This window comes from Streptomyces abyssalis, assembly GCF_001751365.1.
GTDB lineage: Bacteria > Actinomycetota > Actinomycetes > Streptomycetales > Streptomycetaceae > Streptomyces > Streptomyces abyssalis.
Window position 1 is genome coordinate 36,840 of the sequence record NZ_LJGT01000041.1, and the last position, 24,843, is coordinate 61,682.

22 protein-coding genes and 1 pseudogene are annotated in these 24,843 nt (G+C 71.4%); 12 read left to right on the top strand and 11 right to left on the bottom strand.

Going from position 1 to position 24,843, the window contains the following annotated elements:
* Window positions 1-5 precede the first annotated feature (5 nt).
* On the bottom strand, window positions 6-560 hold the full coding sequence (locus AN215_RS20980; RefSeq protein WP_079123480.1) for a hypothetical protein: 555 nt from the start codon (window positions 558-560) through the stop codon (window positions 6-8).
* A 198-nt stretch (window positions 561-758) separates the two neighbouring features.
* Here AN215_RS20980 and hemL point away from each other — a divergent pair, with 198 nt between their 5' ends.
* The 6 genes from hemL (at window position 759) to ccsB (ending at window position 7,416) form a co-directional block, all read left to right on the top strand.
* On the top strand, window positions 759-2,075 hold the full coding sequence (gene hemL / locus AN215_RS20985) for a glutamate-1-semialdehyde 2,1-aminomutase (RefSeq protein ID WP_171904252.1): 1,317 nt from the start codon (window positions 759-761) through the stop codon (window positions 2,073-2,075).
* Complete coding sequence (locus AN215_RS20990; RefSeq protein WP_079123293.1) at window positions 2,072-2,833, top strand: histidine phosphatase family protein; 762 nt, start codon at window positions 2,072-2,074, stop codon at window positions 2,831-2,833. The genes hemL and AN215_RS20990 overlap by 4 nt, the downstream gene beginning before the upstream one ends.
* A gap of 121 nt (window positions 2,834-2,954) precedes the next feature.
* On the top strand, window positions 2,955-3,557 hold the full coding sequence (locus AN215_RS20995) for a TlpA family protein disulfide reductase (RefSeq protein ID WP_070008810.1): 603 nt from the start codon (window positions 2,955-2,957) through the stop codon (window positions 3,555-3,557).
* Window positions 3,558-3,564: 7 nt separating this feature from the next.
* A complete protein-coding gene (locus tag AN215_RS21000) occupies window positions 3,565-4,377 on the top strand; it encodes a cytochrome c biogenesis CcdA family protein (protein ID WP_070008811.1) in 813 nt (270 codons plus the stop codon).
* A gap of 1 nt (window position 4,378) precedes the next feature.
* Complete coding sequence (resB, locus tag AN215_RS21005) at window positions 4,379-6,256, top strand: cytochrome c biogenesis protein ResB (protein WP_079123294.1); 1,878 nt, start codon at window positions 4,379-4,381, stop codon at window positions 6,254-6,256.
* On the top strand, window positions 6,253-7,416 hold the full coding sequence (ccsB, locus tag AN215_RS21010) for a c-type cytochrome biogenesis protein CcsB (protein ID WP_070008812.1): 1,164 nt from the start codon (window positions 6,253-6,255) through the stop codon (window positions 7,414-7,416). Before resB ends, ccsB begins: the two co-directional genes overlap by 4 nt.
* A gap of 41 nt (window positions 7,417-7,457) precedes the next feature.
* Here ccsB and AN215_RS30480 read toward each other — a convergent pair whose 3' ends face one another.
* Window positions 7,458-7,982: a PLD nuclease N-terminal domain-containing protein gene (locus AN215_RS30480; RefSeq protein ID WP_079123295.1), complete on the bottom strand. Its 525-nt coding sequence runs from the start codon at window positions 7,980-7,982 to the stop codon at window positions 7,458-7,460.
* Window positions 7,983-8,136: 154 nt separating this feature from the next.
* Between AN215_RS30480 and AN215_RS21020 the strand changes: the two genes are divergently transcribed.
* On the top strand, window positions 8,137-9,588 hold the full coding sequence (locus AN215_RS21020) for a menaquinone biosynthesis decarboxylase (protein ID WP_070008813.1): 1,452 nt from the start codon (window positions 8,137-8,139) through the stop codon (window positions 9,586-9,588).
* On the top strand, window positions 9,585-10,520 hold the full coding sequence (mqnP, locus tag AN215_RS21025) for a menaquinone biosynthesis prenyltransferase MqnP (protein ID WP_070008814.1): 936 nt from the start codon (window positions 9,585-9,587) through the stop codon (window positions 10,518-10,520). Before AN215_RS21020 ends, mqnP begins: the two co-directional genes overlap by 4 nt.
* 45 nt (window positions 10,521-10,565) lie before the next feature.
* On the opposite strand, the gene AN215_RS21030 is transcribed toward mqnP, so the two are convergent.
* The 3 genes from AN215_RS21030 to AN215_RS21040 all read right to left on the bottom strand — a co-directional run bounded on the left by AN215_RS21030 (window position 10,566) and on the right by AN215_RS21040 (window position 13,318).
* Window positions 10,566-11,201, bottom strand: coding sequence for a rhomboid family intramembrane serine protease (locus AN215_RS21030; protein WP_079123296.1), 636 nt, complete (start codon window positions 11,199-11,201; stop codon window positions 10,566-10,568).
* Window positions 11,202-11,304: 103 nt separating this feature from the next.
* A complete protein-coding gene (locus AN215_RS21035; RefSeq protein WP_245694622.1) occupies window positions 11,305-12,558 on the bottom strand; it encodes a hypothetical protein in 1,254 nt (417 codons plus the stop codon).
* A 61-nt stretch (window positions 12,559-12,619) separates the two neighbouring features.
* Window positions 12,620-13,318 (bottom strand): UbiX family flavin prenyltransferase, encoded by a 699-nt coding sequence (locus AN215_RS21040; RefSeq protein WP_070008815.1) that lies wholly within the window; start codon window positions 13,316-13,318, stop codon window positions 12,620-12,622.
* Between the two features lie 205 nt (window positions 13,319-13,523).
* On the opposite strand from AN215_RS21040, the gene AN215_RS21045 reads away from it, so the two are divergent.
* The 3 genes from AN215_RS21045 (at window position 13,524) to AN215_RS21055 (ending at window position 16,005) form a co-directional block, all read left to right on the top strand.
* On the top strand, window positions 13,524-13,979 hold the full coding sequence (locus AN215_RS21045; protein WP_070008816.1) for an Lrp/AsnC family transcriptional regulator: 456 nt from the start codon (window positions 13,524-13,526) through the stop codon (window positions 13,977-13,979).
* Window positions 13,980-14,127: 148 nt separating this feature from the next.
* Window positions 14,128-15,294: an aminofutalosine synthase MqnE gene (mqnE, locus tag AN215_RS21050; protein WP_070008817.1), complete on the top strand. Its 1,167-nt coding sequence runs from the start codon at window positions 14,128-14,130 to the stop codon at window positions 15,292-15,294.
* Between the two features lie 27 nt (window positions 15,295-15,321).
* The gene (locus AN215_RS21055) at window positions 15,322-16,005 is read left to right on the top strand and encodes a UdgX family uracil-DNA binding protein (RefSeq protein WP_070008818.1); all 684 of its coding nucleotides are present in this window, start codon (window positions 15,322-15,324) and stop codon (window positions 16,003-16,005) included.
* Between the two features lie 8 nt (window positions 16,006-16,013).
* Here the strand turns inward: AN215_RS21055 and AN215_RS21060 are convergent, their stop codons facing one another.
* Together AN215_RS21060 and AN215_RS21065 are read right to left on the bottom strand one after the other, a co-directional pair.
* Window positions 16,014-17,318 (bottom strand): NAD(P)-binding domain-containing protein, encoded by a 1,305-nt coding sequence (locus AN215_RS21060; RefSeq protein WP_070008819.1) that lies wholly within the window; start codon window positions 17,316-17,318, stop codon window positions 16,014-16,016.
* Window positions 17,303-18,667 carry a carboxylate--amine ligase gene (locus AN215_RS21065; protein WP_070008820.1) on the bottom strand — a complete coding sequence of 455 codons (1,365 nt, stop codon included), beginning with the start codon at window positions 18,665-18,667 and terminating at the stop codon, window positions 17,303-17,305. The genes AN215_RS21060 and AN215_RS21065 overlap by 16 nt, the downstream gene beginning before the upstream one ends.
* A gap of 144 nt (window positions 18,668-18,811) precedes the next feature.
* Between AN215_RS21065 and AN215_RS21070 the strand changes: the two genes are divergently transcribed.
* Window positions 18,812-20,131, top strand: coding sequence for a glycoside hydrolase family 26 protein (locus AN215_RS21070; RefSeq protein WP_107374441.1), 1,320 nt, complete (start codon window positions 18,812-18,814; stop codon window positions 20,129-20,131).
* A 69-nt stretch (window positions 20,132-20,200) separates the two neighbouring features.
* Here the strand turns inward: AN215_RS21070 and AN215_RS21075 are convergent, their stop codons facing one another.
* The 4 genes and pseudogenes from AN215_RS21075 to AN215_RS21090 all read right to left on the bottom strand — a co-directional run.
* The gene (locus AN215_RS21075; protein WP_070008821.1) at window positions 20,201-21,364 is read right to left on the bottom strand and encodes a GNAT family N-acetyltransferase; all 1,164 of its coding nucleotides are present in this window, start codon (window positions 21,362-21,364) and stop codon (window positions 20,201-20,203) included.
* Window positions 21,361-22,659, bottom strand: coding sequence for a hypothetical protein (locus tag AN215_RS21080; protein ID WP_070008822.1), 1,299 nt, complete (start codon window positions 22,657-22,659; stop codon window positions 21,361-21,363). The genes AN215_RS21075 and AN215_RS21080 overlap by 4 nt, the downstream gene beginning before the upstream one ends.
* 8 nt (window positions 22,660-22,667) lie before the next feature.
* A complete protein-coding gene (locus AN215_RS21085; protein ID WP_070008823.1) occupies window positions 22,668-23,861 on the bottom strand; it encodes a glycosyltransferase in 1,194 nt (397 codons plus the stop codon).
* A gap of 224 nt (window positions 23,862-24,085) precedes the next feature.
* Window positions 24,086-24,793: pseudogene (locus AN215_RS21090) on the bottom strand (polysaccharide deacetylase family protein); the annotation flags it as partial.
* Window positions 24,794-24,843: the final 50 nt, after the last annotated feature.

The following is a 24,843-nucleotide window of genomic DNA, read 5'->3' on the forward strand; positions in this document are numbered from 1 at the left end:
GGGCCTCAGGGCCACACCAGGCAGTACGGCTGGTGGCCCGCCATGTGCAGGCGGTCGGAGAAGTCCTGCCATTCATGGAGAAGTTGGTACACGTTGAACGCGTCCTGGGGGCCGGCACGGTCCGGGACCGTCGACCAGATGAACGCCGCGGCCCCGACCGACTCCTCGCCGATGCCCCGCAGCGGGTCCACGACCGTCATCGGCAGCTTCACCACGGCGTAGTCCGGGTGCAGCACGACGAGTTCGAGCGGCGGCACCCGGTGAAGAGGTATGCCCTCGATGCCGGTGAGCACCATCGCGGCCATCGTCTCGGGCTTGATCTTGGTGAACATGCCGTGACCCAGCTCGTCGCCGCCGAGCTCCTCCGGGCGCATGGACACAGGGACCCGGGCAGCGGTCGCGCCGTCCGGGGCGCCGAAATACTTGTAGGTCACCCCCACTCGGCCGCCACCCTTGCTGCTCCCAGAGTCTCTGTCCACCGCGTCTCTGCGGTGACGTCCCCTCGCGCGCTCCGGACCGAGGTCCCCGGTACCCTCTCCCAGTCCACCACCGCGCTGCATGTCACCACCCGACCACTCGCGGCCGCCGCCGCGCAACCCGATCACCGTGTCAGAGACCTCCCCGTCCTGCGGAACGTGAAACGCCCCGCAGGGCCTGGGTAATCCCCGCTTCACCGGGCCGGTACCTCACCGGCTCGCTGCCCTTCGCATACCCACGGACGGGACGACGACGCAGTGCCATGAGAATGCTCTGACACCATGGCCCTCGTGACTTACTCGTACGAGGCCCCAGTATCGCAGTCGCTCTTCGACCGTGCCGCCGCCGTGACGCCGGGAGGCGTGAACTCTCCGGTCCGTGCGTTCCAAGCCGTGGGCGGTACGCCCCGTTTCATGGCCTCCGGTGCCGGTCCGTACCTGATGGACGCCGACGGACGTGAGTACGTCGACCTCGTCTGCTCATGGGGACCGATGATTCTGGGCCATTCCCACCCCGAGGTGCTGGCCGCCGTCCAGGAGGCGGTGAGCCGCGGTACGTCCTTCGGCACGCCCGGCGAGGACGAAGTGGCCCTGGCGGAAGAGATCGTGGACCGTGTCGGGCCCGTCGAGCAGGTGCGGCTCGTCTCCTCCGGCACCGAGGCCACGATGTCCGCGATCCGGCTGGCGCGCGGCTTCACGGGCCGTGCGAAGGTCGTGAAGTTCGCGGGCTGCTACCACGGGCATGTCGACGCGTTGCTCGCCTCGGCCGGTTCGGGCGTCGCGACCTTCGGGCTGCCCGACACCCCGGGCGTGACGGGCGCGCAGGCGGCCGAGACGATCGTGCTGCCGTACAACGATCTCGACGCCGTGCGGGAAGCGTTCGCCGCGCAGCCGGACGAGATCGCATGCGTCATCACCGAGGCGTCGCCCGGCAACATGGGCATCGTGCCGCCGGAGCCCGGCTTCAACGAGCAGCTCAAGGAGATCTGCCGGGCGCACGGCGCGCTGTTCGTCTCCGACGAGGTGATGACGGGCTTCCGCGTCAGCAAGCAGGGCTGGTACGGGATCGACCAAGTCGTCCCCGATCTGATGACGTTCGGCAAGGTCATGGGAGGCGGCTTCCCCGCCGCTGCCTTCGGTGGACGGCGCGACGTCATGGAGCACCTGGCTCCCGCCGGCCCCGTCTACCAGGCCGGCACCCTCTCCGGGAATCCGGTCGCCACGGCCGCCGGCCTCGCGCAGCTCCGGCTGCTGGACGACGGGGCGTACGCCGCCGTCGACGCGGCGTCCGAGCAGCTGCGCGGTGCCGTGACCGAAGCGCTGACCAAGGCGGGCGTCGCGCACCGGCTGCAGGTCGCGGGCAACATGTTCTCCGTGTTCTTCACCGACGCGCCGGTCACCGACTACGCGGGCGCCAGGGCACAGGAGGCGTTCCGCTTCAAGGCCCTCTTCCACTCCATGCTGGAGCAGGGCGTCTATCTGCCGCCGTCCGCCTTCGAGTCGTGGTTCGTCTCGACCGCACATGACGACGGCGCGCTGGAGCGCGTCGTCGCCGCACTGCCCGACGCCGCCCGTGCGGCCGCCGAGGCGACGGCATGAGCGCCGAGGACCGTACGGGCACGGGCCACGGCCGGGGAAGACCCGGCGGCCCGGAACTGGAACTCCCAGGGTCCCGCGGCGGCTCCGGTGAGGCCGTGACCGTCGTGCACGTGATCCGCCACGGCGAGGTCGAGAACCCGGGGGGCGTCCTCTACGGACGTCTGCCCGGCTACCACCTCTCCGAGCTGGGGCGCCGGATGGCCGACCGCGTCGCCGAGCATCTCGCCGACCGCGACGTCAGATACGTCGTCGCCTCGCCGCTGGAGCGCGCGCAGGAGACGGCCGCGCCCATCGCCAAGGCGCACGGTCTGGACGTCGCCAGTGACGACGGCCTGATCGAGGCCGACAACGTCTTCCAGGGCAGGACGGTCGGCGTCGGGGACGGCGCGCTGCGCAAGCCCGCGAACTGGCGCCATCTCTTCAACCCGTTCCGTCCGTCGTGGGGCGAGTCGTACGTGCACCAGGTGCAGCGGATGCGCACCGCGCTCGACACGGCGCGCGACGCCGCACGCGGCCACGAAGCCGTATGCGTCTCGCACCAGTTGCCGATCTGGACGCTGCGCAGCTTCGTGGAACGGCGCCGGCTGTGGCACGACCCGCGCCGCCGGCAGTGCACTCTCGGCTCGCTCACGACCTTCACCTTCAACGGGGACAAGATCGTCTCCGTCGGCTACACGGAGCCCGCCCGCGACCTCGTCCCCGCGCACCTGCGCGCCGGAGCGAGGGCCTCCAGGGGCGGCGGAGGACGCGGGGCCTGAGGGCGGCCGGAGCCTCCGTGAGCGTCACCCCGGGCGGGCCGCCGCAGCTGCGGACGGCCGGTACGCAACGGCACAAGGGGGGCGTGGAAGATCGGCCCGGAGCCCATGCGAAACTTTTCACATGAGTCAGACCCGTGCCCTCCGGTACCGCCCCGCACTGCTGATCGCCGCGCTCGCGGCGGGCGCGTCGGTGCTTGCCGGGTGCTCGGGCGACGAGACCGGTTCGTCGTCCGGGGACGCCAAGTTCGTCCAGGGCACCGGGAAGATCACCAAGGTGAAGAGCGGCGAGCGGCAGAAGGCTCCGGACATCTCGGGCAAGGGTGTCGACGGGAAGCCGCTGGATCTCTCCGACTACAAGGGCAAGGTCGTCGTCCTCAACGTCTGGGGCTCCTGGTGCGCGCCGTGCCGCGCGGAGGCCCCGAACCTCGCCAAGGTCGCCGACGAGACCGAGGGCAAGGGCGTGCAGTTCGTCGGGATCAACACCCGCGATCTCGACCGCGCCAACGCCAAGGCCTTCGAGCGGAACTACGACGTCGGCTACCCGAGCTTCTACGACCCGAGCGGAAAGCTCATCCTCCGCTTCCCCAAGGGCACTCTGTCCCCGCAGGCCATTCCGTCCACGCTCATCCTCGACCGTGAGGGGAAGATCGCCGTACGGGCCCTGAAGGAGCTCAGCGAGAAGGAACTGCGCTCGGCGCTCGACCCGTTGACGGCGGAGAAGTGACCCCGGCATGAGCGTGCTCGCCACTGCCGCGGCCTCCGCCGCCGGGACGGCCCTCGCGGCGGGTCCCGGGGAGGTGAACCACACGGTTCTCAGCGGCGCCCTGCTGCTGGCCCTGCCCGTGGCGGTGCTCGGCGGTCTGGTCTCCTTCTTCTCCCCGTGCGTACTGCCGCTCGTGCCGGGCTATCTGAGCTACGTCACCGGCGTCAGCGGCACGGACCTCGCGCAGGCCAGGCGCGGCCGGATGTTGCTGGGCGCAGCGCTGTTCGTGCTCGGCTTCACCGCCGTCTTCGTCTCCGGCGGCGCCCTGTTCGGCGGTTTCGGCGCGACGCTGCAGGAGCACCGGTCGGTCATCTCGAAGGTGCTCGGGGCGCTGACGATCCTGCTGGGGCTGGCGTTCATGGGCGCGCTGGGCCCGCTGTCGCGTCTCACCTCGCGCGAGCTGCGCATACAGCGGCGGCCGTCGGTCGGGCTCGCGGGCGCGCCCATGCTCGGCGTGCTGTTCGGCATCGGCTGGACCCCTTGCATCGGTCCGACGCTCGCGGCCGTGCAGACGCTCGCCTTCAGCGAGGCCAGCGCGGGGCGCGGCGCGCTGCTGACGGTTGCGTACTGCCTGGGTCTCGGCCTCCCGTTCGTCGTCGCGGCCGTCGCCTTCCGGCGCACACTCGGCGCCTTCGGCTGGGTGAAGCGGCACTATGCGTGGGTGATGCGGACGGGCGGCGTGATGCTGGTCGCGGTCGGCATCCTGCTCGTCACCGGGGTCTGGGACCGGATCGTCTACGACCTTCAAGTCTGGTCGTCCGACTACACCGTGGGAATCTGAGATGCGTACGACCGACACCGGCACGGAGACCGGCAAGACCGGCGGCGGCGCCCGGCCGGCCGACGGCACGGCCCCGGACGGAACCCCCGACGGAACCCCCGAGGGGACCCCCGAGGGCGCTCCCGAAGGGACGGCCGAGGAGACGCGGCTGGCGCGGGAGGCCGAGTCCCAGCTCTCCTCGCTCTCCACCGCACCCGGCGAGGAACGGCTCAACGTCCCCTCCATCGGCGTCGTCGGCTGGGCCCGCTGGTTCTGGCGGCAGCTCACGTCGATGCGGGTCGCGCTGATCCTGCTCTTCCTGCTCTCCCTCGCGGCGATCCCCGGTTCGGTGATCCCGCAGAGCAACGTCGACAGCATCAGGGTCGAGGAGTTCCGCAAGAAGCACGACGTGCTCTCGCCCGTCTACGACAAGTTGCAGCTCTTCGACGTCTACACGTCGGTGTGGTTCTCGGCGATCTACATCCTGCTCTTCGTCTCCCTCGCCGGCTGCATCGTGCCGCGCACCTGGCAGTTCGTGGGCCAGCTGCGCAGCAGGCCGCCCCGCGCCCCGCGCCGCCTGGACCGGATGCCCGCCTACACGACGTGGCGCACCGAAGCCGCTCCCGGGGACGTGCTGGACGGTGCCCGCGGACTGCTGCGCGGACGGCGCTTCCGCGTGGACTCCGAGGGCGACTCGGTGGCCTCGGAGAAGGGCTATCTGCGCGAGGCGGGCAACCTCGTCTTCCACATCGCGCTGATCGTGCTGCTGCTTGCCTTCGCCGCCGGGCAGTTGTGGAAGTCCGAGGGCGGCAAGCTGGTCGTCAAGGGCCACGGCTTCTCCAACACCCTCACCCAGTACGACGACTTCAAGTCCGGCTCCCTCTTCGATCCGGACGAGCTCGACGCGTTCGGCTTCACGCTGGAGGACTTCCACGCCACGTACGAGGAGTCCGGCCCGGAGAAGGGGACGGCACGCGAGTTCCGCGCCGGCATCTCGTACTGGCAGGGCGCCGACGGCACGGAGAAGCGGGACTCGATCAGGGTCAACCACCCGCTGGAGATCGGTGACTCCAAGGTCTTCCTGAACGGCAACGGCTACGCGCCGGTCGTCACCGTGACGGACGGCGAGGGCAACACGGCCCACCGCGGCCCCGTCCCGTTCCTCCCGCAGGACGGCAATCTCACCTCGTCCGGCGTCGTCAACGTCACCGACTACCGGGATGCGAAGGGCCGCAAGGACCAACTCGGCTTCCAGGGCTTCTTCGTACCGACCTTCGGCGGCTCGGGGGCGGGCACGATGTTCTCGCAGTCGCCGTCCCTGAAGTACCCGGTGCTCTTCCTCACCGCGTACCACGGCGACCTCGGCCTCGAATACGGCGAGCCGAAGAGCGTCTACCAGCTGGACACCAGCCGGATGAAGCAGTTCAAGAAGCCGGACGGCTCTCCTCTGGCGAAGAAGATCCTGCCGGGGGAGACGCTGAAGCTGCCGGACGGCAGAGGCGAGCTGAAGTTCGAAGGCGTGCGGCCGTGGGCGCAGTTCCAGGTCGTGCACGAAGTCGGCAACGGCTGGGCACTCGGCGGCGCGATCGCCGCGATCGGCGGCCTCGCCGGTTCGCTGTTCATCCAGCGGCGGCGGGTGTGGGTGCGCGCCGTCGCGGGAGCGGACGGCCGCACGGTCGTGGAGATGGCCGGACTGGGTCGCAGCGAGTCGGCCCGGCTCCCCGAGGAGCTGGGCGACCTGGCGTACGCCATGCAGTCGGAGGCCCCGCCCGTGCATGACGAGGGCGAGGACGAGCCCGAGTACAGGTCCGAGCACGAGCACGGTAACGACGACGAGCACGGGAACGACGACAAGGACGAGGACAGCGCCGGAACCTCGCCGCGAGGAGAACGCAAGTGAACATCGCCGCCGCCGGAACGAACGAGAGTCTCGCCGAGATCAGCAACTACCTGATCTATTCGGCCATGGCCGTCTACGCCTTCGCCTTCGTCGCGCACATCGCCGAATGGGTCTTCGGCAGCCGCAGCAAGGTGGCCCGAACCGCTGCCGCGCTCAGCCCGGGCAAGGAGCGGGGCGCCGGAGCCGTCCCGGCCGAGGACGCGTCCGCGGAGGCCGCCTCCGCCGGGGCCGCCTCCGCCCGTACGGACAAGAGCGCCGCCGCCAAGTCCGCCGCGGGCGGCACGACGTCGGTGCTGGAGCGTCCGCGTCCCAAGGTCGTCGTCCGCTCCTCCGCGGGCCGCCGCGGCGAACTGCCCGACGGCCCCGGCGCGGCCGCCGGCGACGAACAGGGCGATCTGTACGGCCGGATCGCGGTCTCGCTCACGACCCTCGCGTTCCTGCTGCACGCCTCCGGCGTTCTCGCCCGCTCGCTGTCGGTGCAGCGCGCCCCCTGGGGCAACATGTACGAGTTCTCGACCGCCTTCTCGATGGTCGCCGTCGCTGCCTATCTCGGTTTCCTCGCCGCGAAGAAGAACGTCCGCTGGATCGGTCTGCCCCTGGTGACGACCGTGCTGCTGGACCTCGGCCTCGCCGTGACGGTCCTGTACACCGAGAGCGACCAGCTCGTCCCCGCGCTGCAGTCGTACTGGCTGTGGATCCACGTCTCGCTGGCCATCGTCTGCGGCGCGCTCTTCTACCTGGGATTCGTCTCGACGGCGCTCTACCTCTTCCGCGACCGGTACGAGACCAAGCTGCTGGCCGGCGGAACACCCGGGGGCTTCGCCACGTCGGTGCTGGAGCGGCTGCCTTCTTCCGCCTCGCTCGACAAGTTCGCCTACCGGATCAACGCCGCGGTCTTCCCCTTCTGGACCTTCACCATCGTCGCGGGAGCCATCTGGGCAGGCGACGCCTGGGGACGCTACTGGGGCTGGGACCCCAAGGAGGTCTGGTCGTTCATCACGTGGGTCGCCTACGCCTGCTATCTCCACGCGCGGGCCACCGCGGGCTGGAAGGGACGCAAGGCCGCCTACCTGGCGCTGATCGCCTTCGCGTGCTTCCTGTTCAACTACTACGGCGTCAACATGATCTTCAACGGCAAGCACTCGTACGCCGGCGTCTAGGAAGCCGCGGGACCCGCCCGGCCCCGCAGCTGACCCTTCGGCTAGCCCTTCGGCGGCGTCTCGTCCGCGCCGCCGCCCGCACCGTCGTCACGCCGCCTCGACTCCTCCTCGCGGCGGCGCAGTTCGGCCTCCTGCGGTTCGGCTCCGGGGCGCGGTTCCGGCGGGCCGGGCTTCGCCTCGTCGATGCCGGGGCCGGGGCCGGTGGCCGTACCGCCGTCGGCGGTGGTCGTGCCGCCCTTGCCGGGCTGGTCGTCGTCCGGCTCCTCGTCGTCGCCCGGGCCGCGGGACTTCGCGTCGTTGATGGACTTGAGGAATTCCGGGTTGTCGTCCGGCGCGACCCAGCGCCGCTCGTCGGGACGCGTGGCACCGTACGGGGCGTTCTTACGGGGCCGTCCGACCGCGAACCAGGCGATGGGGCCCAGCAGCACCTGCCCGAAGAGCAGGATGATGATCACCCACACCACCTTCGGCAGCTTCCGTACTTCCTGCTCAGGTGTGTTGAGGCAGTCGATGAAGGCGTAGATCCACACCGCCAGGACGAGAATGAACGGCAGATACCTGAGCATGCGGGACGCCCCCTAGGCGAGCTGACTCGGCACGGCGGGCCGGAAGTGCGGTTGGTGCGGTGTCGTCGTTGCGTACGTAGCAAGCGTAACGGTGTCCGGAAGGCCCCGGGGGCGGCCCGTGAAGCGCGCGGACCCATGCCGGATACTGGGTCGCATGGCTTACGACGATCTCCGCTCGCTGCTGCGGGCGCTGGAGCGCGACCGGGACCTGAAGCGGATCAAGGCGGAGGTGGATCCGTACCTCGAGATCGGGGAGATCGTCGACCGGGTGCAGAAGTCAGGTGGCCCGGCGCTGCTGTTCGAGAACGTGAAGGGCTCCTCCCTCCCGCTGGCCATGAACGTCTTCGGCACGGACCGCCGCCTGCTGAAGGCCCTCGGCCTGGAGTCGTACGACGAGATCAGCGAGAAGATCGGCGGGCTCCTCAAGCCCGAACTGCCGCAGGGATTCGTCGGGATGCGGGAGGCCTTCGGCAAGCTCGGCGCGATGGCCCACGTGCCGCCGAAGAAGGTGAAGGACGCGCCCGTACAGGAAGTGGTGCTGCGCGGCGACGACGTCGACCTGGAGGCGCTGCCCGCGCTGTTCACCTGGCCCGAGGACGGCGGCTCCTTCTTCAACCTCGGTCTGACGCACACCAAGCACCCCGAGACGGGCGTGCGCAACCTCGGCCTCTACCGCCTCCAGCGGCACGACCGGCGCACCATCGGGATGCACTGGCAGATCCACAAGGACAGCCGGAACCACTACCAGGTGGCCGCGCGGCGCGGGGAGAGCCTGCCCGTCGCGATCGCCTTCGGCTGCCCGCCCGCTGTGACGTACGCCTCGACGGCTCCGCTGCCGGGCGACATCGACGAGTACCTCTTCGCGGGATTCACGCAGGGCAAGCGGGTCGAGATGACCGACTGCAAGACCGTGCCGCTCCAGGTGCCCGCCAACGCCGAAGTCGTGCTGGAGGGCCGGCTGGAGCCCGGCAAGACGCTGCCGGAGGGCCCGTTCGGCGACCACACCGGCTTCTACACCCCGCAGGAGGACTTCCCCGCGCTGACGATCGACTGCGTGACGATGCGCAAACGGCCCGTCTTCCAGTCGATCGTGGTGGGCCGGCCGCCGACGGAGGACGGCCCGCTGGGACGGGCCACCGAGCGCTTTTTCCTGCCGCTGCTGAAGATCATCGTGCCGGACATCGTGGACTACCACCTGCCCGAGGCCGGCGGCTTCCACAACTGCATGATCGTCTCGATCGACAAGAAGTACCCGAAGCACGCCCAGAAGGTCATGCACGCGATCTGGGGCGCGCACATGCTCTCGCTGGAGAAGCTGATCGTCGTGGTCGACGCCGAGTGCGACGTACGCAACATGCACGAGGTGGCGTGGCGGGCCCTGGGCAACGTCGACTACTCCCGTGACCTCACGGTCGTCGAAGGGCCGGTCGACCACCTCGACCACGCCTCGTACCAGCAGTTCTGGGGCGGAAAGGCGGGCGTCGACGCCACCACGAAGCTGCCGGAGGAGGGCTACACGCGAGACGGCGGCTGGCCGCACGCGATCGAGTCCGACCCCGAGGTCGCGCGGCTCGTCACGGAACGCTGGAAGGAGTACGGCCTGTGAGCGGCGACGCCGCGGCCACCGGCGAGGCGCGGGCCGACGTGCCCCGGCCACGAGGCGGCGTACGGGCGTTCCTCCGACTGGTGATGATCGAACACTCCGTGTTCGCGCTGCCGTTCGCCTACATCGCCGCGCTCACGGCGATGTTCGAGGTGAGCGGCGAGGTGCGGTGGCGGGAACTGCTGCTCGTCACCGTCGCGATGGTCGGGATGCGCACCTTCGCCATGGCCGCGAACCGGATCATCGACCGCGAGATCGACGCCCGCAATCCCCGCACCGCCGGGCGCGAACTCGTCACCGGTGCGCTCTCCGTACGTTCGGCGTGGGCGGGGGCGCTGGTCGCGGTCGCCGTCTTCCTCGGGGCGTGCGCCCTGCTCAACCCGCTCTGTCTCGCGCTCGCCCCGGTCGCCGTGGTGCCGATGGTGGTCTACCCGTACGGGAAGCGCTTCACGGACTTCCCGCACGCCATCCTCGGCATCGCGCAGGCCATCGGTCCCATCGGGGCCTGGATCGCGGTGACCGGCAGCTGGTCGTGGGAGGCGGTGGTGCTGGGGCTGGCGGTCGGCGTGTGGATCGGCGGCTTCGACCTGATCTTCGGCTGCCAGGACGTCGCGGCCGACCGCGCGCACGGGGTGCGCTCCGTGCCCGCGAGGTTCGGCATCGCGGCGGCGCTGTACGGGGCACGCGGCAGCCACGTCGTCACGGTGGCGCTGCTGGCGTGGTTCGGCCTGCTCACCGGGGCGGGGGCCTTCTTCTGGCTGGGGCTGCTGATCGTGGCCGCCGCCTTCGTCTACGAGCACTCGATCGTGAAGCCCGGCGATCTGTCCCGGCTCAACCGGGCCTTCTTCACGGTCAACGGTTTCATCGGCATCGCGCTCTTCGTCTGCGCGCTGCTGGACCTGGCGGTGCGGGGGCTGAGCGTGTCCGGCTCCTGACCGGGGCGGGCCCGGCCCCGGGGCCGGGCCGGCGGCAAGGCTCAGTCAGTGCCAGGCAGGCTTGCCGCCTCCCGCCGTACGGGCGGTCGAGGTCATGAACGCGGCCATGACGCCGCCGATCAGTCCGAAGAGGTGGCCCTGCCAGGAGATGCCGCTCTCCGTCGGCAGCACGCCCCAGAGGATCGAGCCGTAGAACACCGCGACGACTCCGCCGAGCGCCACATCCGTGATGCGCTTGTCCACGAAGCCGCGCACGAGCAGATAGCCGAAGAGCCCGAAGATCAGCCCGGAAGCGCCCGCCGTGTTGCTGCCGTCCGGTGCGACGATCCATACGCCCAGGCCGCTGACCAGGATGATGGTGAGCGCGACGGCCAGGAAGCGCCCGGTGCCGCGCAGCGCCGCGAGAAAGCCGAGGACGAGCAGCGGCAGCGTGTTCGCGATGAGGTGGCCGAAGCCGAAGTGCATGAACGCCGCGGGGATCACGTCGACCAGCTCGTCCTGCTTGCGGGGGACGATGCCGAAGGTGTCGAGCGAGTTGTTCGTCGCCTGGTCGAAGAACTCCAGCACCCACAGCAGCGCCGTCCAGAGCAGGATCAGCTTGGCGGCGGGCCAGGCGCTCGCGCGCCGCGGTGACCTGTCGCTGTTCGTGCTGTTGGTGCCGGAGCCTGATCCGTACGCCATCGAGTCTCCCCCTGAGAGTCGGTGAGCGGAGCCGATGCCTGTGACCTTGAGAACGTGGCAGAAGGCACGCGGAGTTCCGCACTCCAGGATCTCAAGGATGGCGTCAGAACTTCTCCGTGCCCAGGGCGCCGTACATCCAGGCGGCCATCAGGTCCTGCGGCTGGATCTTCTCGGTGCCGGAGGGCGCGGTGACGGCGACGGCGTCGCCCCCGCTGAATTCCAGGCGCAGCGGCAGCCGGGCGTCGCCCCGCGTGAACTGGCCGAGGTCGAGGGTGAGCGACGTGAGCTGCCCGCGCCGGATCGACAGGTCGGCCGCGATGTCCCCGTCGGGCACCCGGTCGGGGTCGACCTCCGCGCCGAGCGGCCGCAGTGCGGCGACCAGGTCCTTCGCCGCCTCCTTGCCGGGCAGCGTCATCCGTACGCGCTCCGCGCCGCCGCGCTCGTCCCTCGCGTCGAACTCGGCGTGCTCGCGTAGCAGGTCCTGTACCTCGCTGAGGAACTCGCGCTGCGGCTGACCTTCGAGGGCCGAACCGATGGTGACGGCGTCCCGGATCTCCCGGCTCAGCTCCGCCGGGAGGGCAGGTTCAGCGGGATCCGCGGCCTTCCCGCCGCCGTCTCCGCCCTTCTTGCCGCCCTTGTTCTTCTTCTCCTCTTTGTCCTCTTCCTTCTGCCGCTCCGCCAGGGTCTCGGCCGCACGCGCGAAGTCGTCGAAGGCGTCCGGGTCGGCCCGCACCCACTCGCCCTTGAGGACGTCGCTGGCCGGCCTCAGCGTGGCCGGGAGGTCGTCGGCGAGTTCGACGATCTCCGACGCCTTCTTGCGGGCGTCCTGCGAACCCTCGGCCTGCTTGACCAGCGACCGCAGGCTGACGCGCAGATACAGCTTGTCGTCGACCGACTTGACCGCCGCGACGTCCTTGCCGCCGAAGTTCAGCGCGGCCGCCACATTCGCGGCCTCCGACGCCGGCATCTCCTTCAGCGGCGTCTCCTCCTCCTCGTCACCAGTGCCGGCCGACACGGTCAGCTCGGCACCCGCGAGGCGGCGCGCGTCCTGCTTCGAGGCCCGGTGCTTCTTCCCGCCTCCCCGCGCCTGCGTGAGGAACTCACGGGCCTGGCCGGGTGAGGCGTCCACGGAGGCGATGACGGTGGAGGCGGACTGGTCGCCGAGCTTCACGACGGCGTTGCGCACCTTCATGCCGGTCGTGAGGCGCTCCGCCGAACTGCACGCGGCCACGGAGCCGGCGACCAGGGCCGCACAGCTCAGGAAGGCGACGGCGCGGACCGGCGCACGGGACCCCGACCGGGACCGCGCGGGCCGCGGACGGAAGAACTGTCCCGAAGGCGGACGGAAGAGCTGCATGCCCCCGACTCAATCGCACAACGCCCCCGCGACGCCAGTCGGTGTACCGAGCCGGGCGGTCTCACGCCCCGTCGCTCTGCTCGCCGGCGGCCCGTCCCCCCAACTCGCCCTCCCAGCGCCGGTACAGCTTGTGCGGCACGCCTGCCGCGTCCAGCGCACGGCCCGCTACGAAGTCGACGAGATGCTGCGCGGTACTGCCGCCCGCATAGAAGGCCGGCGAAGCGGGCAGCACCACCGCGCCCGCGTCGTCCAGCGTCACGAGGTGCCTGAGCGTCTGCCCGTGCAGCGGGGTCTCCCGTACGGCCACGACGAGCGGCCGCCGTTCCTTGAGCGTCACGGATGCGGCCCGCTGCAGCAGATCCTTCGACAGGCCGAGCGCGACACCGGCCACGCACGCGGTGCTCGCCGGTACGACGATCATCCCCTGTGCCGGATACGAGCCGGAGGACGGCCCCGCGGCGAGGTCCCCGGCGGACCAGTGGCGTACGGCCGAGACGTCCGGGTCGAACGCGTCCGCCGTGCCGTCGGCGCCGAAGGAGAGCCAGCGGCGCAGATCGTCCTGTGCGTGTGCGTCGCGGAAGGGATGCCCCGTCTCGTCGAGGATCGTCAGCCGGGCGGCACGGCTCACGACGAGGTCCACGGGCTCCCCGGCGTGCAGCAGCGCACGCAGCACGGAGGCGGCGTACGGGGTGCCCGAAGCGCCGGAGACGCCTACGATCCACGGCCTTCGGGGCGGGCTGGTTCCGGTCCTGGCGGTCACGTCACCGAGCCTACGCGTGCCTCCGGCGGCGCCTTCACGGGCGAGGGAAAGGGCCTTGAGGAGCTTTGAGGAGCCTTGAGGAGAGGTGTCTGAGGGTGAGCTGTCCCCATGCCTTAGATTCGTTACCGGAGATTTCGCGGAGCCCAAGGTTCCCCTGCCGTGCGCGGGGCGACCCCGACAGCCGGCAACGGAGGCACCAGAACCCATGGACGCGGTGGACAGGCAGCTCATTCAGGCGCTGCGGGAGAACGGCAGGGCCTCCTACGCCGAGTTGGGCCGGCTCGTGGGCCTCTCCGGGCCGAGCGTCACCGACCGCATCAACCGCCTGGAGACCGCCGGGGTGATCACCGGCTACCGCGCGACGGTCGACGCGCCCTCGCTGGGCCTGGGCGTCACGGCCCTCATCGGCATCCAGCTCACCGACGCCACCGACCACGAGGACGTGGCGGCGCGGCTGCGCGAGCTGAGCGAGGTCGAGGACTGCTGGTTCATCGCCGGCGACGACTCGTTCATGCTCAAGGCCCGCGCCTCGGACGTGGACGCGCTGGAGACGCTCATCCGCCGGCTGTCGGGCACCAAGGGCGTCTCCCGTACGCGTACGACGGTCGTGCTCTCCACCAAGTGGGAGAACCGGGTCACCGAACTCCCGCAGGAGGCGTGACGCATATCGGGGGCGGACGCGCGCGCCACGTACCCGGGCGCCGCGGCCACGCCCCGTGCCCCCGCCGGACGGCCGGTCCCTCGGTCACCGGGAGCGGGGAGTACGCTCAAAAAGGCGCTTCGAAGCAGAAATCCTAGGAGGGCGACGCATGGACTCTGGGCTCAAGCGCGAGCTGGAGGAGAAGGTCCGCGCAGGTGAACGGCTGACGCGCGAGGACGGCATCGCCCTGTACGACTGCGACGACCTCGCATGGCTCGGCGGCCTCGCCCACGAGGTGCGAACGCGCAAGAACGGCGACGTCGTTCACTTCAACATCAACCGCCACCTCAACATGACGAACGTGTGCACCGCCTCCTGCGCGTACTGCTCCTTCCAGCGCAAGCCCGGCGAGAAGGACGCGTACACGATGCGCATCGAGGAGGCCGTGAAGCTCGCCAAGGCGATGGAGGGCGAGAACCTCACGGAGCTGCACATCGTCAACGGCCTCCACCCGACGCTGCCTTGGCGCTACTACCCGAGGTCGCTCAGCGCGCTGAAGGAGGCGCTGCCCGACACGGTCTCGCTGAAGGCCTTCACCGCCACCGAGATCCAGCACTTCGAGAAGATCTCCGGGATGGACGCGAGCGAGATCCTCGACGTCCTCATCGAGTCCGGCCTGGAGTCGCTGACGGGCGGCGGCGCCGAGATCTTCGACTGGGAGGTCAGGCAGCACATCGTCGACCACGACACCCACTGGGAGGACTGGTCGCGCATCCACCGCCTCGCCCACCAGAAGGGCCTCAAGACCCCGAGCACGATGCTGTACGGGCACATCGAGGAGCGCCGTCACCGTGTCGACCACGTGCTGCGGCTGCGTGAACTGCAGGACGAGACGGGCGGGTTCAAGGTCTTCATCCCGCTGCGCTACCAGCACGACTTCGTCGACATGCAGGACGGCAAGGTCCGCAACCGCCTCCAGGCGCGCACCACGATGGCCTCGGGCGCGGAGGCGCTGAAGACCTTCGCGGTCTCGCGGCTGCTCTTCGACAACGTGCCGCACGTGAAGGTCTTCTGGGTCATGCACGGCGTCCAGACCGCCCAGCTCGCGCTGCAGCACGGCGCGGACGACATGGACGGCTCCGTCGTCGAGTACAAGATCACGCACGACGCGGACAACTACGGCACCCCCGACAAGCTCACCCGCGAGGACCTGCTCGACCTCATCCGCGACGCCGGCTTCCAGCCCGTCGAGCGCAACACCCGCTACGAGGTCATCCGCGAGTACGACGGGCCGGACCCGGAGCGCCGCGAGTCGCCGCAGCCCATGCGCATCTGACTCCCGCGCCCGGGTACCCGCGGGCGCATGGCCGCCCGCACCCGCCCCGAGGACGCCTACACCGCCGAGCCCTTCCTGCCCACCGGGGCGGGCAGGGGCAAGGCGGGTCTGCGCGCGCTGCGTGAAGCGGCCGCGCACTGCCGGGGCTGTCCCCTTCACCGGGACGCCACGCGGACCGTCTTCGGCGAGGGCGACCCGGGCGCGCGGGTGCTGCTCCTCGGCGAGCAGCCGGGTGACCAGGAGGACAGGCGGGGTCAGCCCTTCGTCGGGCCCGCGGGCCGGGTCCTCGACGGGGCCCTTCAGGAGGCGGGCATCGACCCGGCGCAGTCGTACGTGACCAACGCGGTCAAGCACTTCAAGTTCGGGTACGCCTCGGGCGGGCGCGGCAAGCGGCGCATCCACAAGCCGCCGAACCTCCGTGAGCTGAGAGCATGCGGCCCCTGGCTCGCCGCCGAGCTTGCCCTGATCGCACCGGAGGTGATCGTGGTGCTCGGCGCGACCGCCGGGAAGGCGCTGTTCGGCTCCTCGTTCCGTGTGACCCAGGAGCGCGGCGCCCTGATCGAGCAGGACGTGCACGGCCGGAACGAACGTGTCGTGGCGACGGTCCATCCGTCCGCCGTGCTGCGCGCCGACGACCAGGACCGGGAGGCCGTACGTGAGGGCCTCGTCTCCGATCTGCTGGTGGCCGCCGGCGCGCTGCGTGCTTCCTGACCGCGGGCTCAGCGCCGCGCGGCCGCCTTCCCGGGGCCCGGCTTCGTCAACTGGGCGTCGATGCGGTGCTGTTCGACGGTACGGGCGCGGGCGGCGTGCGGCACCGTCGCCAGCCGCGGCTCCGCCAGCCGCCGCTGCACGCCCTGTACGACGCGGTGCGCGGCGAACGTGGCCCCGTACACGAAGCGCATCGACGGGCCGAACGAGGGCGTGGCCAGCAGCCCGGCGAAGAAGAGCCCGGGGTGCGAGGACTCGAACCGGGCGTTGAGCTCGGGTGCGTCGCTGGTGCCGACCCGGTGCAGGATGCTGCGTACCGACTCGTCCAGCATCGGGAGCCGGGCCAGCCGCGGGGTGAAGCCGGTCGCGGCGACGACGTGGTCGGTCTCGACGGTGCGTACGACGCCGTCGGTGGACTCCAGCTGCAGCCGCACCTGCTCACCCACCTGCTCCGCCGCGCTGAGACGGCTGCTGAGCAGCACCGGCACGGCGAACTCGAAGCGGTCGCGCAGCCACCAGGCACCGGCCGGGCCGAGGGCCGTGCGCGCGATGTGGGTGCGCAGCCCCGCGGGCAGCTTCCGCACCGCCCACGGGAGTTCGGAGTAGACCCAGCTCGGCCAGCCGGTGCCGAGACCGCAGTGCGGGTCGCGCAGCGCCTTGAGCAGAGAGCGCTGGAGGGGCTTGGGCGGCGAGTTCCAGTTGATGCGGTCGGCGCGGGCGACGACCCGTACGTGTGCGCCCTCCTCGGCGAGCAGCGCAGCGGTCTCCAGCGCGGCCTGGCCGGCCCCGACCACCGTCACGTCCTTGTTCCTGAAGCGGCTCAGCTCGCGGTGGTGGCTGCTGTGCGAGACGAGCCCGGCGGGCAGCTTCCGCAGCGGGCCGGGCTTGTGCACGAAGGGCATGACGCCGACGGCGACGGCCACCGTGCGGGTCACGAGCACTTCGCCCTCGGCCGTCTCGACGCGGAAGCCGCGTGCGCACGGGACGACGGAGGTCACCGTCTGCTCGTCCGCCTCCGGCGCGGCACGCCGGCCGAACCACTGGCCGTAGTCGGTGAACGTGCCGATCGGCAGCGGCCGTCCGTGCTCCACGGTGATGCCGCGCGCGGAGCAGTAGGCGGCCAGGGTGTGCGTGCCGGCCGGGTCGGAGAGATTGGAGGACCACGGCTCGGACTTGAGGTACATGCCCTTGGGCATGTGGTCCCGCCACGAGGCCATGGGACGTCCCAGTACGCGCAGGTTGAGTCCGGCGGCCGCGGCGTGCGAGGCGATGGAGAGGCCGTAGGGGCCTGCGCCCACCACTACGAGGTCGTACATGCGTTTCCTTCTCTCTGATCTTTCACTGATCGCTCATCACGGGTGGTGCGGGAATGCGGTGCGGACCGCAGCTCCGGCGCGGAGGCCGGCAGTGCTGCCCTTGCGGGTCTGACACGCAGCCAGGTCTTGGATGCGCCGCGGACGAACCAGGCGCCGGTCATGGCGAAGAACGGCCGGGGGTCGTCGGCCGCGAACCAGGCACGCTCGACGGTCCGGGCGCCGCGCGCCCGCCGCCCCGTGCCCACACCAGGGCCACGGGCGTGCACCCGCTCCCGGCGCCGCCCGCCTGCGCCGGAAGGCCCTGTGAACAGCGCCGACAGCAGGGCGTAGTTCTCGGCGACGAAGACCCGCCCCGGACCGCCGCTCTGCGCGGGCACCGGACGCCCTGTCAGATGCAGATGCTGCGCGCGTACGACGTCCAGCCCGGCGTCGTCCGTGAACAGCCGGAACTGCGCGCCGGGCCGCGGGTTGAAGTCGAGCAGGTGGTACGTGCCGGTGGCGGGGTCGAGCCGGAAGTCGAGGTCGAGGATGCCGCGGTAGCCGACATGCGCCGCGAGCCGTGCGGCCGCCTTCTCCACCTCACGGTTGGCGGCCCATGTGCCGACCGCCGTCAGGCCCGTACGCGGGGGCCAGGAGCGGTCCTTGCGTCCAGAGCCGCCCACGAGGAAGCCTCCGTCGCCTGCTGCGTAACCGTGGAAGAACCAGTCAGTTCCGCGGCCGCCGGCCAGCCGCTTCTGCAGCAGCAGCCGGTTGCCGGTGCCGGTGCCGCGCTCGTACAACTCGCCGGCGTCGGCGGCGGTCCGTAGGAGCGTGGTGCTGCGCAGGCCCTTCGGCAGCAGCCACGGCCTGCTCCATTTCGCGACCACCGGCGGCCCCAGCAGCGACGCCTCACGTGCCGCCTCGGCGGCACTTCCCGGCGTCACCGTGACGGGATGCCCGATGCCGGTGGCCCTGCACAGACCGGCGAGTTCGGCCTTGTCCGCGACGCGGGCCGGCAGGCCGGGTGCGGCGTCCGGGAGGAGGAAGCGGCCCCGCAGACGCTCGGAGAGCGCTGCCACGGCGATCGCGCCGCGGTCGTCCAGTGCGATGAGTACGGCCGGTCTGCCGATGGCCTCCGACACGCGGCACAGAGCACGTCCGAGATCCGCGTCCGAAACCGGCTCCGGCGGCAGCGGATGCACCCGGTGCACGAACCGGGAGCGGTCCACCGGCCCCGATGCCGCTTGCGCCACGTGCACTTCGATCCCCGTACGTCCGAGAGACCTGATGGCTCCCAGCGATCCGTGGTGGAACGGATTGGGATCGAGACGGAGCAAAAGGACGGGGACTTCCGTGTCGAACGACGGCATGGGCATGTCCTTGCGTGATGAATGGGACGAACAGGGAGAAAATATCTCCATTGGGCTATCAGACCGCACCGTGCCGTCCTGGCGGGTGAGGTCTGAAATGCGTGTTTCGCGGCCGGGGAGGTCGCCGGCTGATCAGGAGGAGCAATGCGGAGCCCCAACCGCCGTGGCTGCAAAGGAGTCTTCGGCGTCGTCGCGACCGCAGGCCTGCTGGCCTCCTGTAGCGTCCTGCCGGTGAATCTGCCCGGTTTCGAGAGGGAATCGTTCATCCCGAGCGTCGCTTCGAGCGACGAGGGCCGTGCCGGAACAGCTGACGCCGAGTCACCTTCCGCCCGCTCCGCCGCGGGCCGGGCCATGGCCCCGCTGGCACCGCTCGGCGCCTTCCTCCGCTCGGATTCGGACGGCGTACGGCGGATCTCGCAGCTGCAGGAGTGGCTGGGCGGCACGGATCTGAAGGTGGGTCACACATATCTGCCCGGTGACCTGTGGTCGAACATCGAGGGCAGGCCCGAGTTCCTCGAACCCTGGACGAACTGGCGGCAGGCCCGCCAGGACCGGCTCTTCGTGCTCAACGTGCCGATGCTGGAGCGCAACGAGGACCGCCTGCCGGACGACGAGGTGCGCGAACTGCTGCGCGACGGCGCGGCAGGACGGTTCGACGCCCACTACCGCACCCTCGCCGAACGCCTGGTGCGGCAGAAGGCGCCGGACACGGTGATCGTGCTCGGCTGGGAGATGAACGGCCTGACGTACTCGCACCGCTGCGGACCCGACCCGGAGGCGTGGAAGCGGTACTGGCGGAGCATCGTCACCACCATGCGCTCGGTGCCGGGGCAGAACTTCCGCTTCGACTTCGCACCGAGCCGCGGTCGGGACGTCCTGCCCTGGACGGAGTGCTATCCGGGGGACGACGTCGTCGACATCATCGGAATGGACACCTACGACCAGCCGGCGGGCATGCCCTTCGAGGAGCAGGTGAACGAGCCGTACGGCCTCCAGGCGCAGGTCGACTTCGCCCGGGAGCACGGCAAGGCGATCTCGTATCCGGAGTGGGGTCTCTTCCGCAACGGCGACAACCCGGAGTACGTCCGCCGGATGCTCGACTGGTTCGCCGAGCACAAGCCGCTGTACCAGACGCTCACGGACTACTGCCCGCACGGCGTGTGGCAGTGCCCCGACAACCCGGCCTCCTCGGAGACCTTCCGCGCCGCGCTCTTCGCCCGCCCCGACGGCAGGCCGGGTCCGTCACCGGGCCCCAGCGGCGGGGACCCGTCCGCGTCCACGCCGCCCGCTTCCCCGCCCGCTCCGGCGCCTTCACCTTCGGGCCCGGCGGTGCCCGTGCCGACGGAGCCGGGCTCGCGGATTCCCTGGTACGAGAACTGCTTCCTCGACGGCGACTACTGCGTGCGGTTCGACGAGGGGCTGCCCGAGTGGTGGACGTCCCGGCACAAGTTCGACGACGACTGAACCGGGCGGCGGCGCAACGAGAAGGGCGCCCCCGAGGGGGCGCCCGGACGGGGGCGGAGAAGCCGGGACCTACGTCCGCGTGCTCTCCGCCCCCGATGCTGTGTCCGCACCCGTGGGCGGCCCCGCGGGTGCGCTCCGGCCGGTGCGCCGCAGCAGCCCGGCGGCCCGGACGCGGCGCACGGCCTGTGCCGCCGACTGCCGTCCGGCGATCTGCGCCAGATGCAGCCCCATCGCCGGGACCATCTCCCGACGCGCCATCACAAGCCGCTGGTTGGCGACGGATTCGGCCTGCCATCTGAGCTTGTGCGGCTCCGCCCCGCGCAGCAGGTTGAGCGTCCCGCAACCCCTGGCGTGCGCCTGGGCCGCGGCGTGCCGCAGCAGCATCGTGGTGATGTCCAGCCGCTGCGAACGGAGCCTCGGGTGTGCTCCGTAGAGATAGCCGCAGACCATGTCCCCGCTGATGAAGGTGATGTCCGAGGCGACGGTCTCGTCGTCGACCCGGTACTCGGTGAGCGTCGCGTGACCGCTCTCCGCGAGCCGCTCGACCGTACGTTCCAGATGCGCGCGGAAGCGGGGGCGCAGGTGCTCCGACGTCACGCCGCGGCCCTCCCACTGCATCTCGTGGAGCCGCAGCAGCGTACGAACGCCGGAGCCCGCCTCCGACGGCAGGACCTCGTGCTCCTTGATCCCCATCTTGTCGATCTTGCGGAGCTTCTGTCTGGTGCGCTTGGCGCTGGCCGCGGGCAGCCGTTGCAGCAGAACCTCCATGGGAACGCCGGGGAGTTCGAGGCAGGCGGAGTCCTGCAGCGCCCGGCGGGGGCCAGGCCAGGCGTCGTACACCTGCTCGGCCGCGGCGCCGGGCCGCACCTCGCGCAGATCGACGAGCGCCCCGCGCGAGGCCCGGTGCAGAGCTGCCGCGAGGAGCGGGGCCGCACCGGGAAAGTCGCCGTCCAGCAGAACGTCGCAGAAATCGGTGATGCCGCGGCCGAGGGCGACCAGCGTGGGGAGGGGCCGGTGGACGAGCATCATCGGCGCGGCGGCGACGAGGCGGCCCTCACGGCGTACGAGCACGACGCGGAGCCGGCCCGCCGTCCCGTACGACTGGGACCAGGAGTGCAGCCAGGCGTGGGACTGGAACGCGGTGGCCCCTGGGCTGCGGCTGCTCAGCTCGTCCCATTCGCGGGCCAGACCGCCGAACTGCGACGGGTCGCGGCAGACCGTGGCCGTGGTCATCGCTCGCGCTCCGTCCCGGAGGCGCCGCTCATGGCCTGTTCCGGACCGGTGCCGGTGCCGGTGCCGGTGGCCGTGGGGGTGGCGGTGGCGGCGCGGCGGCGGGACCGCGGGAGTACGAGCATCACCAGACCGCCGAGGAGCCCGCCGGCGCACGCCCCGACCGAGACGGCGACGGTCCGGGAGGGAGAGACCGGAGTCGGGGGCGCCACGGCCTCGGAGAGGACGGTCAGCCGCGCGCCCGTGCGTTTCACCGACGTCTTGGCCGTGTGGGTCAGAGCCTTCGCGACTGCGTCGGCGTTCTTCGCAGCCTGCGAGGCGCTGGACGAGGTCGCGGTGATCTGGACCATCGGGGCGTCGGGTGAGGTGCTCGCCTGGATGCCGTCGCGGATGGTGCCGCGCCGCAGGTTCGCCCGCTTCTCCGCGTCCGCGAGGATCATCGGGTCCGTGGCGATCTTGCCGTACGCCTGCGCGTAACCGAGGGCGCCTGCCGCCTCGGCCCGGCCGGAGGGGGAGACGACGACGTAACTGATGGCGGCGTACTGAGGGGGCGTCACCTCGGAGTAGGCCGCTCCTGCCCCGCCGCCCAGGAGCAGGCACAGGGGCAGCGGCCACCAGACAGGGACGCGGCGCAGCGACGCCTTGAGGTGCGCGGCGAACGAGGTCCTGGGCTCCGTTGTACGGGGCGGGCGCTCCGGGTCCGGGCGCGGGCGTGGGTCGGCACCCGTGCGGGGCGCGGCAGGGGTGCCGTTGCCCTTTCCGGGAACGGCGTTCGCCCGCAGGGGGGTCGTCCTCGTGAGGACGGTGGTCTTGCCGCCGCCCGGCCCGGAGGCGCCGGAGGTCTTCGGCGCTCCGGTGGTCGCCGGCTTCGCGGCGCCGCTGAGGGAGGTGCCGGGCTCGGCCGCCGGCTTCGCCGCCCTGACGTTGGCCGCTCCGTCCCCGGCGGTTCCAGCCGTGGCGGCCGCCCCGCTCCGGGCCTGCTGCGCCTCGGCGGTCGTCTCCGTCGTCTCCGCGGGCGCCGTACCGGTCTTGGGGTCTGTCCGGGCGTCTGCGTTGGCGTCTGTCTTGGTGCCGGCCGTGCCGGTCGCATCACGCGCCGCGCCGGTTGCCTCGGTCTTCACCGCTTCCGTCCTCGTCGTCGCGCCGGGCCCGGTGGTGCTCGCCGTCGCCCCGGGGGACGCCGAGCCGCGGCGGTCGCCGCCGGAGTTCGCCGAGCGGGCTTCGCGGCGGGACTGTTTCGTGCGCGCCGAGCCGCCCGCGTTGGGGGACTTGGCCGATCCCTTGGCGGTATTGCGCATGCCAGGACTCACCTCGATGTCAGGGGTAGGGACGTCGGCGCCGGTACGGGAGTCGCCGCGGACGGCGCCGTTGCGGGAAGTTGCGGTGCGCCCGTCGCGGCGTGGTAGACGGCCATCAGCCGCTCCGCGCTGCGGGCGATGTCGTAGCGGTCCACGACTGCCGGTACGGGCAGTCGTACGGGCCCGGCCTTCTGGTACTCGCAGAGAAGCGCGGTGAGTTCGGGCACGCCCGTGCCGATCCGCCGCGCGCCCGGGGCCTGTTCCGACGGCAGGTCGTCGATCGCGGGGCACGTCACGTGCAGTGCGGGCAGACCCGCCGCGAGGGCTTCGAGCACGGCGAGTCCGAACGCCTCGTCGGACGACGGCGAAACGAAGACGTCCATCGCCGACAGCAGATCCGGGACCTGCCACGAACCGCCCCCGGACGGGGCGACCGTCCCGTCGCACTCCCCGAGCATGTGGATGCGGTCGAGTGCGCCGAGCGCTGAGGCGATGCCGTGGAGCGTGTCGCGTTCGGGTCCGTCGCCTGCCAGCAGCAGCCGCGCGTCCGGCAGTACGGCGACGGCCCGTACGAGCGTCTCGAAGTGCTTGCCCGGCACCAGTCGCCCCACCCCGCCCACCACGAAGGTGTCCTCGGGGATGCCGAGCCGCCGGCGTGTGGCGGCGCGCGCCGCGGGGTCGAAGCGGAAGCGGCGGGCGTCGATGCCGTTGGGCACGGTGTGCAACCGCGCCGCGGGTACGCCCCAGCGCCGCAGGCGCTTCGCGACGGTGTCGGAGACGGCGACCGTGGCGGAACCGAGGCGTTCGGAGGCCAGATACAGCGCGCGGACTCCCAGGGTGAGCGGCCTGCCCTCGATCGAGTCGTCGCCGAGGGAGTGCTCCGTGGCGACGACGGCGCGTACGCCCGCGAGCCGTGCCGCGAGCCGGCCGTAGAGGCAGGCCCGGTAGAGGTGGGTGTGGACCAGGTCGTAACGGCCCTCGCGGAGCAGATGGACCAGCAGCGGCATGACCGTCGCGTCGAGGTTGCCGCTCATGCCCAGGTGCGTCACCCGGTGACCGTCGGCGAGGATGCCTTCGGCCACGGAGCCGGGTGCGGTGAGGGTGAACACGTCGCAACGGGCGGGCAGATGGCGGAGCATCAGTCTCAGCTGCTGTTCGGCGCCGCCCACTCCGAGTCCTGTGATGATGTGCGCGACCTTCATCGACTGCCGCCCGTTTCGCTCCCGACGGCGTCGCCCTCGTTCCTCCCCGCCGCCGGACGCGTGCCCGCGGGCGCCGCTTCCGTCGTGTCCACCGGCCCGACGGCGTCGCCCTCGTTCCTCCCCGCCGCCGGACGCGTGCCCGCGGGCGCCGCTTCCGTCGTGTCCACCGGCTCGCCCGTGTCCGCCGGCCCCGTCATGTCCACCGGCTCCGGCGGCGCCGCGGGGAGGGGCTTGCGGCGGACCGGGTTCAGCAGCCGCTTCAGGAAGAGCCGCGGCGAGGTGTCGGACGCGTCGATGTGCACCCTCGGCAGCGCGTGCATGCCGGTGAGCGCGCCCGGGTCGATGGCGCAGGCATAGCCGTAGCCGGCGCTGCGTACGGCCTCGATGGCGCGCGAGTCGACCGTTCCGTACGGGTAGCAGAAGCCGTCCGGTGCGGTGCCGGTGATGTCGGCCAGGAGGGTGCGGCTGTCCTTCGTCTCCCGTCGGAGGGTGGGGTCGTCGGCCGTCGTCAGGTCGGTGTGCATCAGGCCGTGCGAGCCGATCTCCATGCCTTCCGCCGCCGCGGCGCGGATGCCGTCGGCGGTCAGCAGCGGTTTGCGCGGGCCGAGTTCGTCCCAGGCGTTGTCGCCGCCGAGCCGGCCGGGCAGCACGAAGACGGTGGCCGTGCAGCCGTGCCGGTGCAGCAGCGGCAGCGCGCTGTCGGTGAAGTCGGCGTACCCGTCGTCGAAGGTCAGCCCGACCAGTCCGGCGCCCCTCCCGGCGGCCCGCGCCCGCATCAGCTCGCCGACGCTCACGCCGGACAGGCCCCGGTCCCGCAGCCAGCGCAGCTGCCGGTCGAGGCGGTACGGGGAGACCGTGATCCGGTACGGGTCGTCGGTGCAGCCGGAGACCGAGTGGTACATCAGCACCCAGGGAGGCCGTCGCCGCCGCATGCTCGCGCGAGCGGTGGCCGGGGCGGTCACCGCCTCGCGCGCGGACGCCG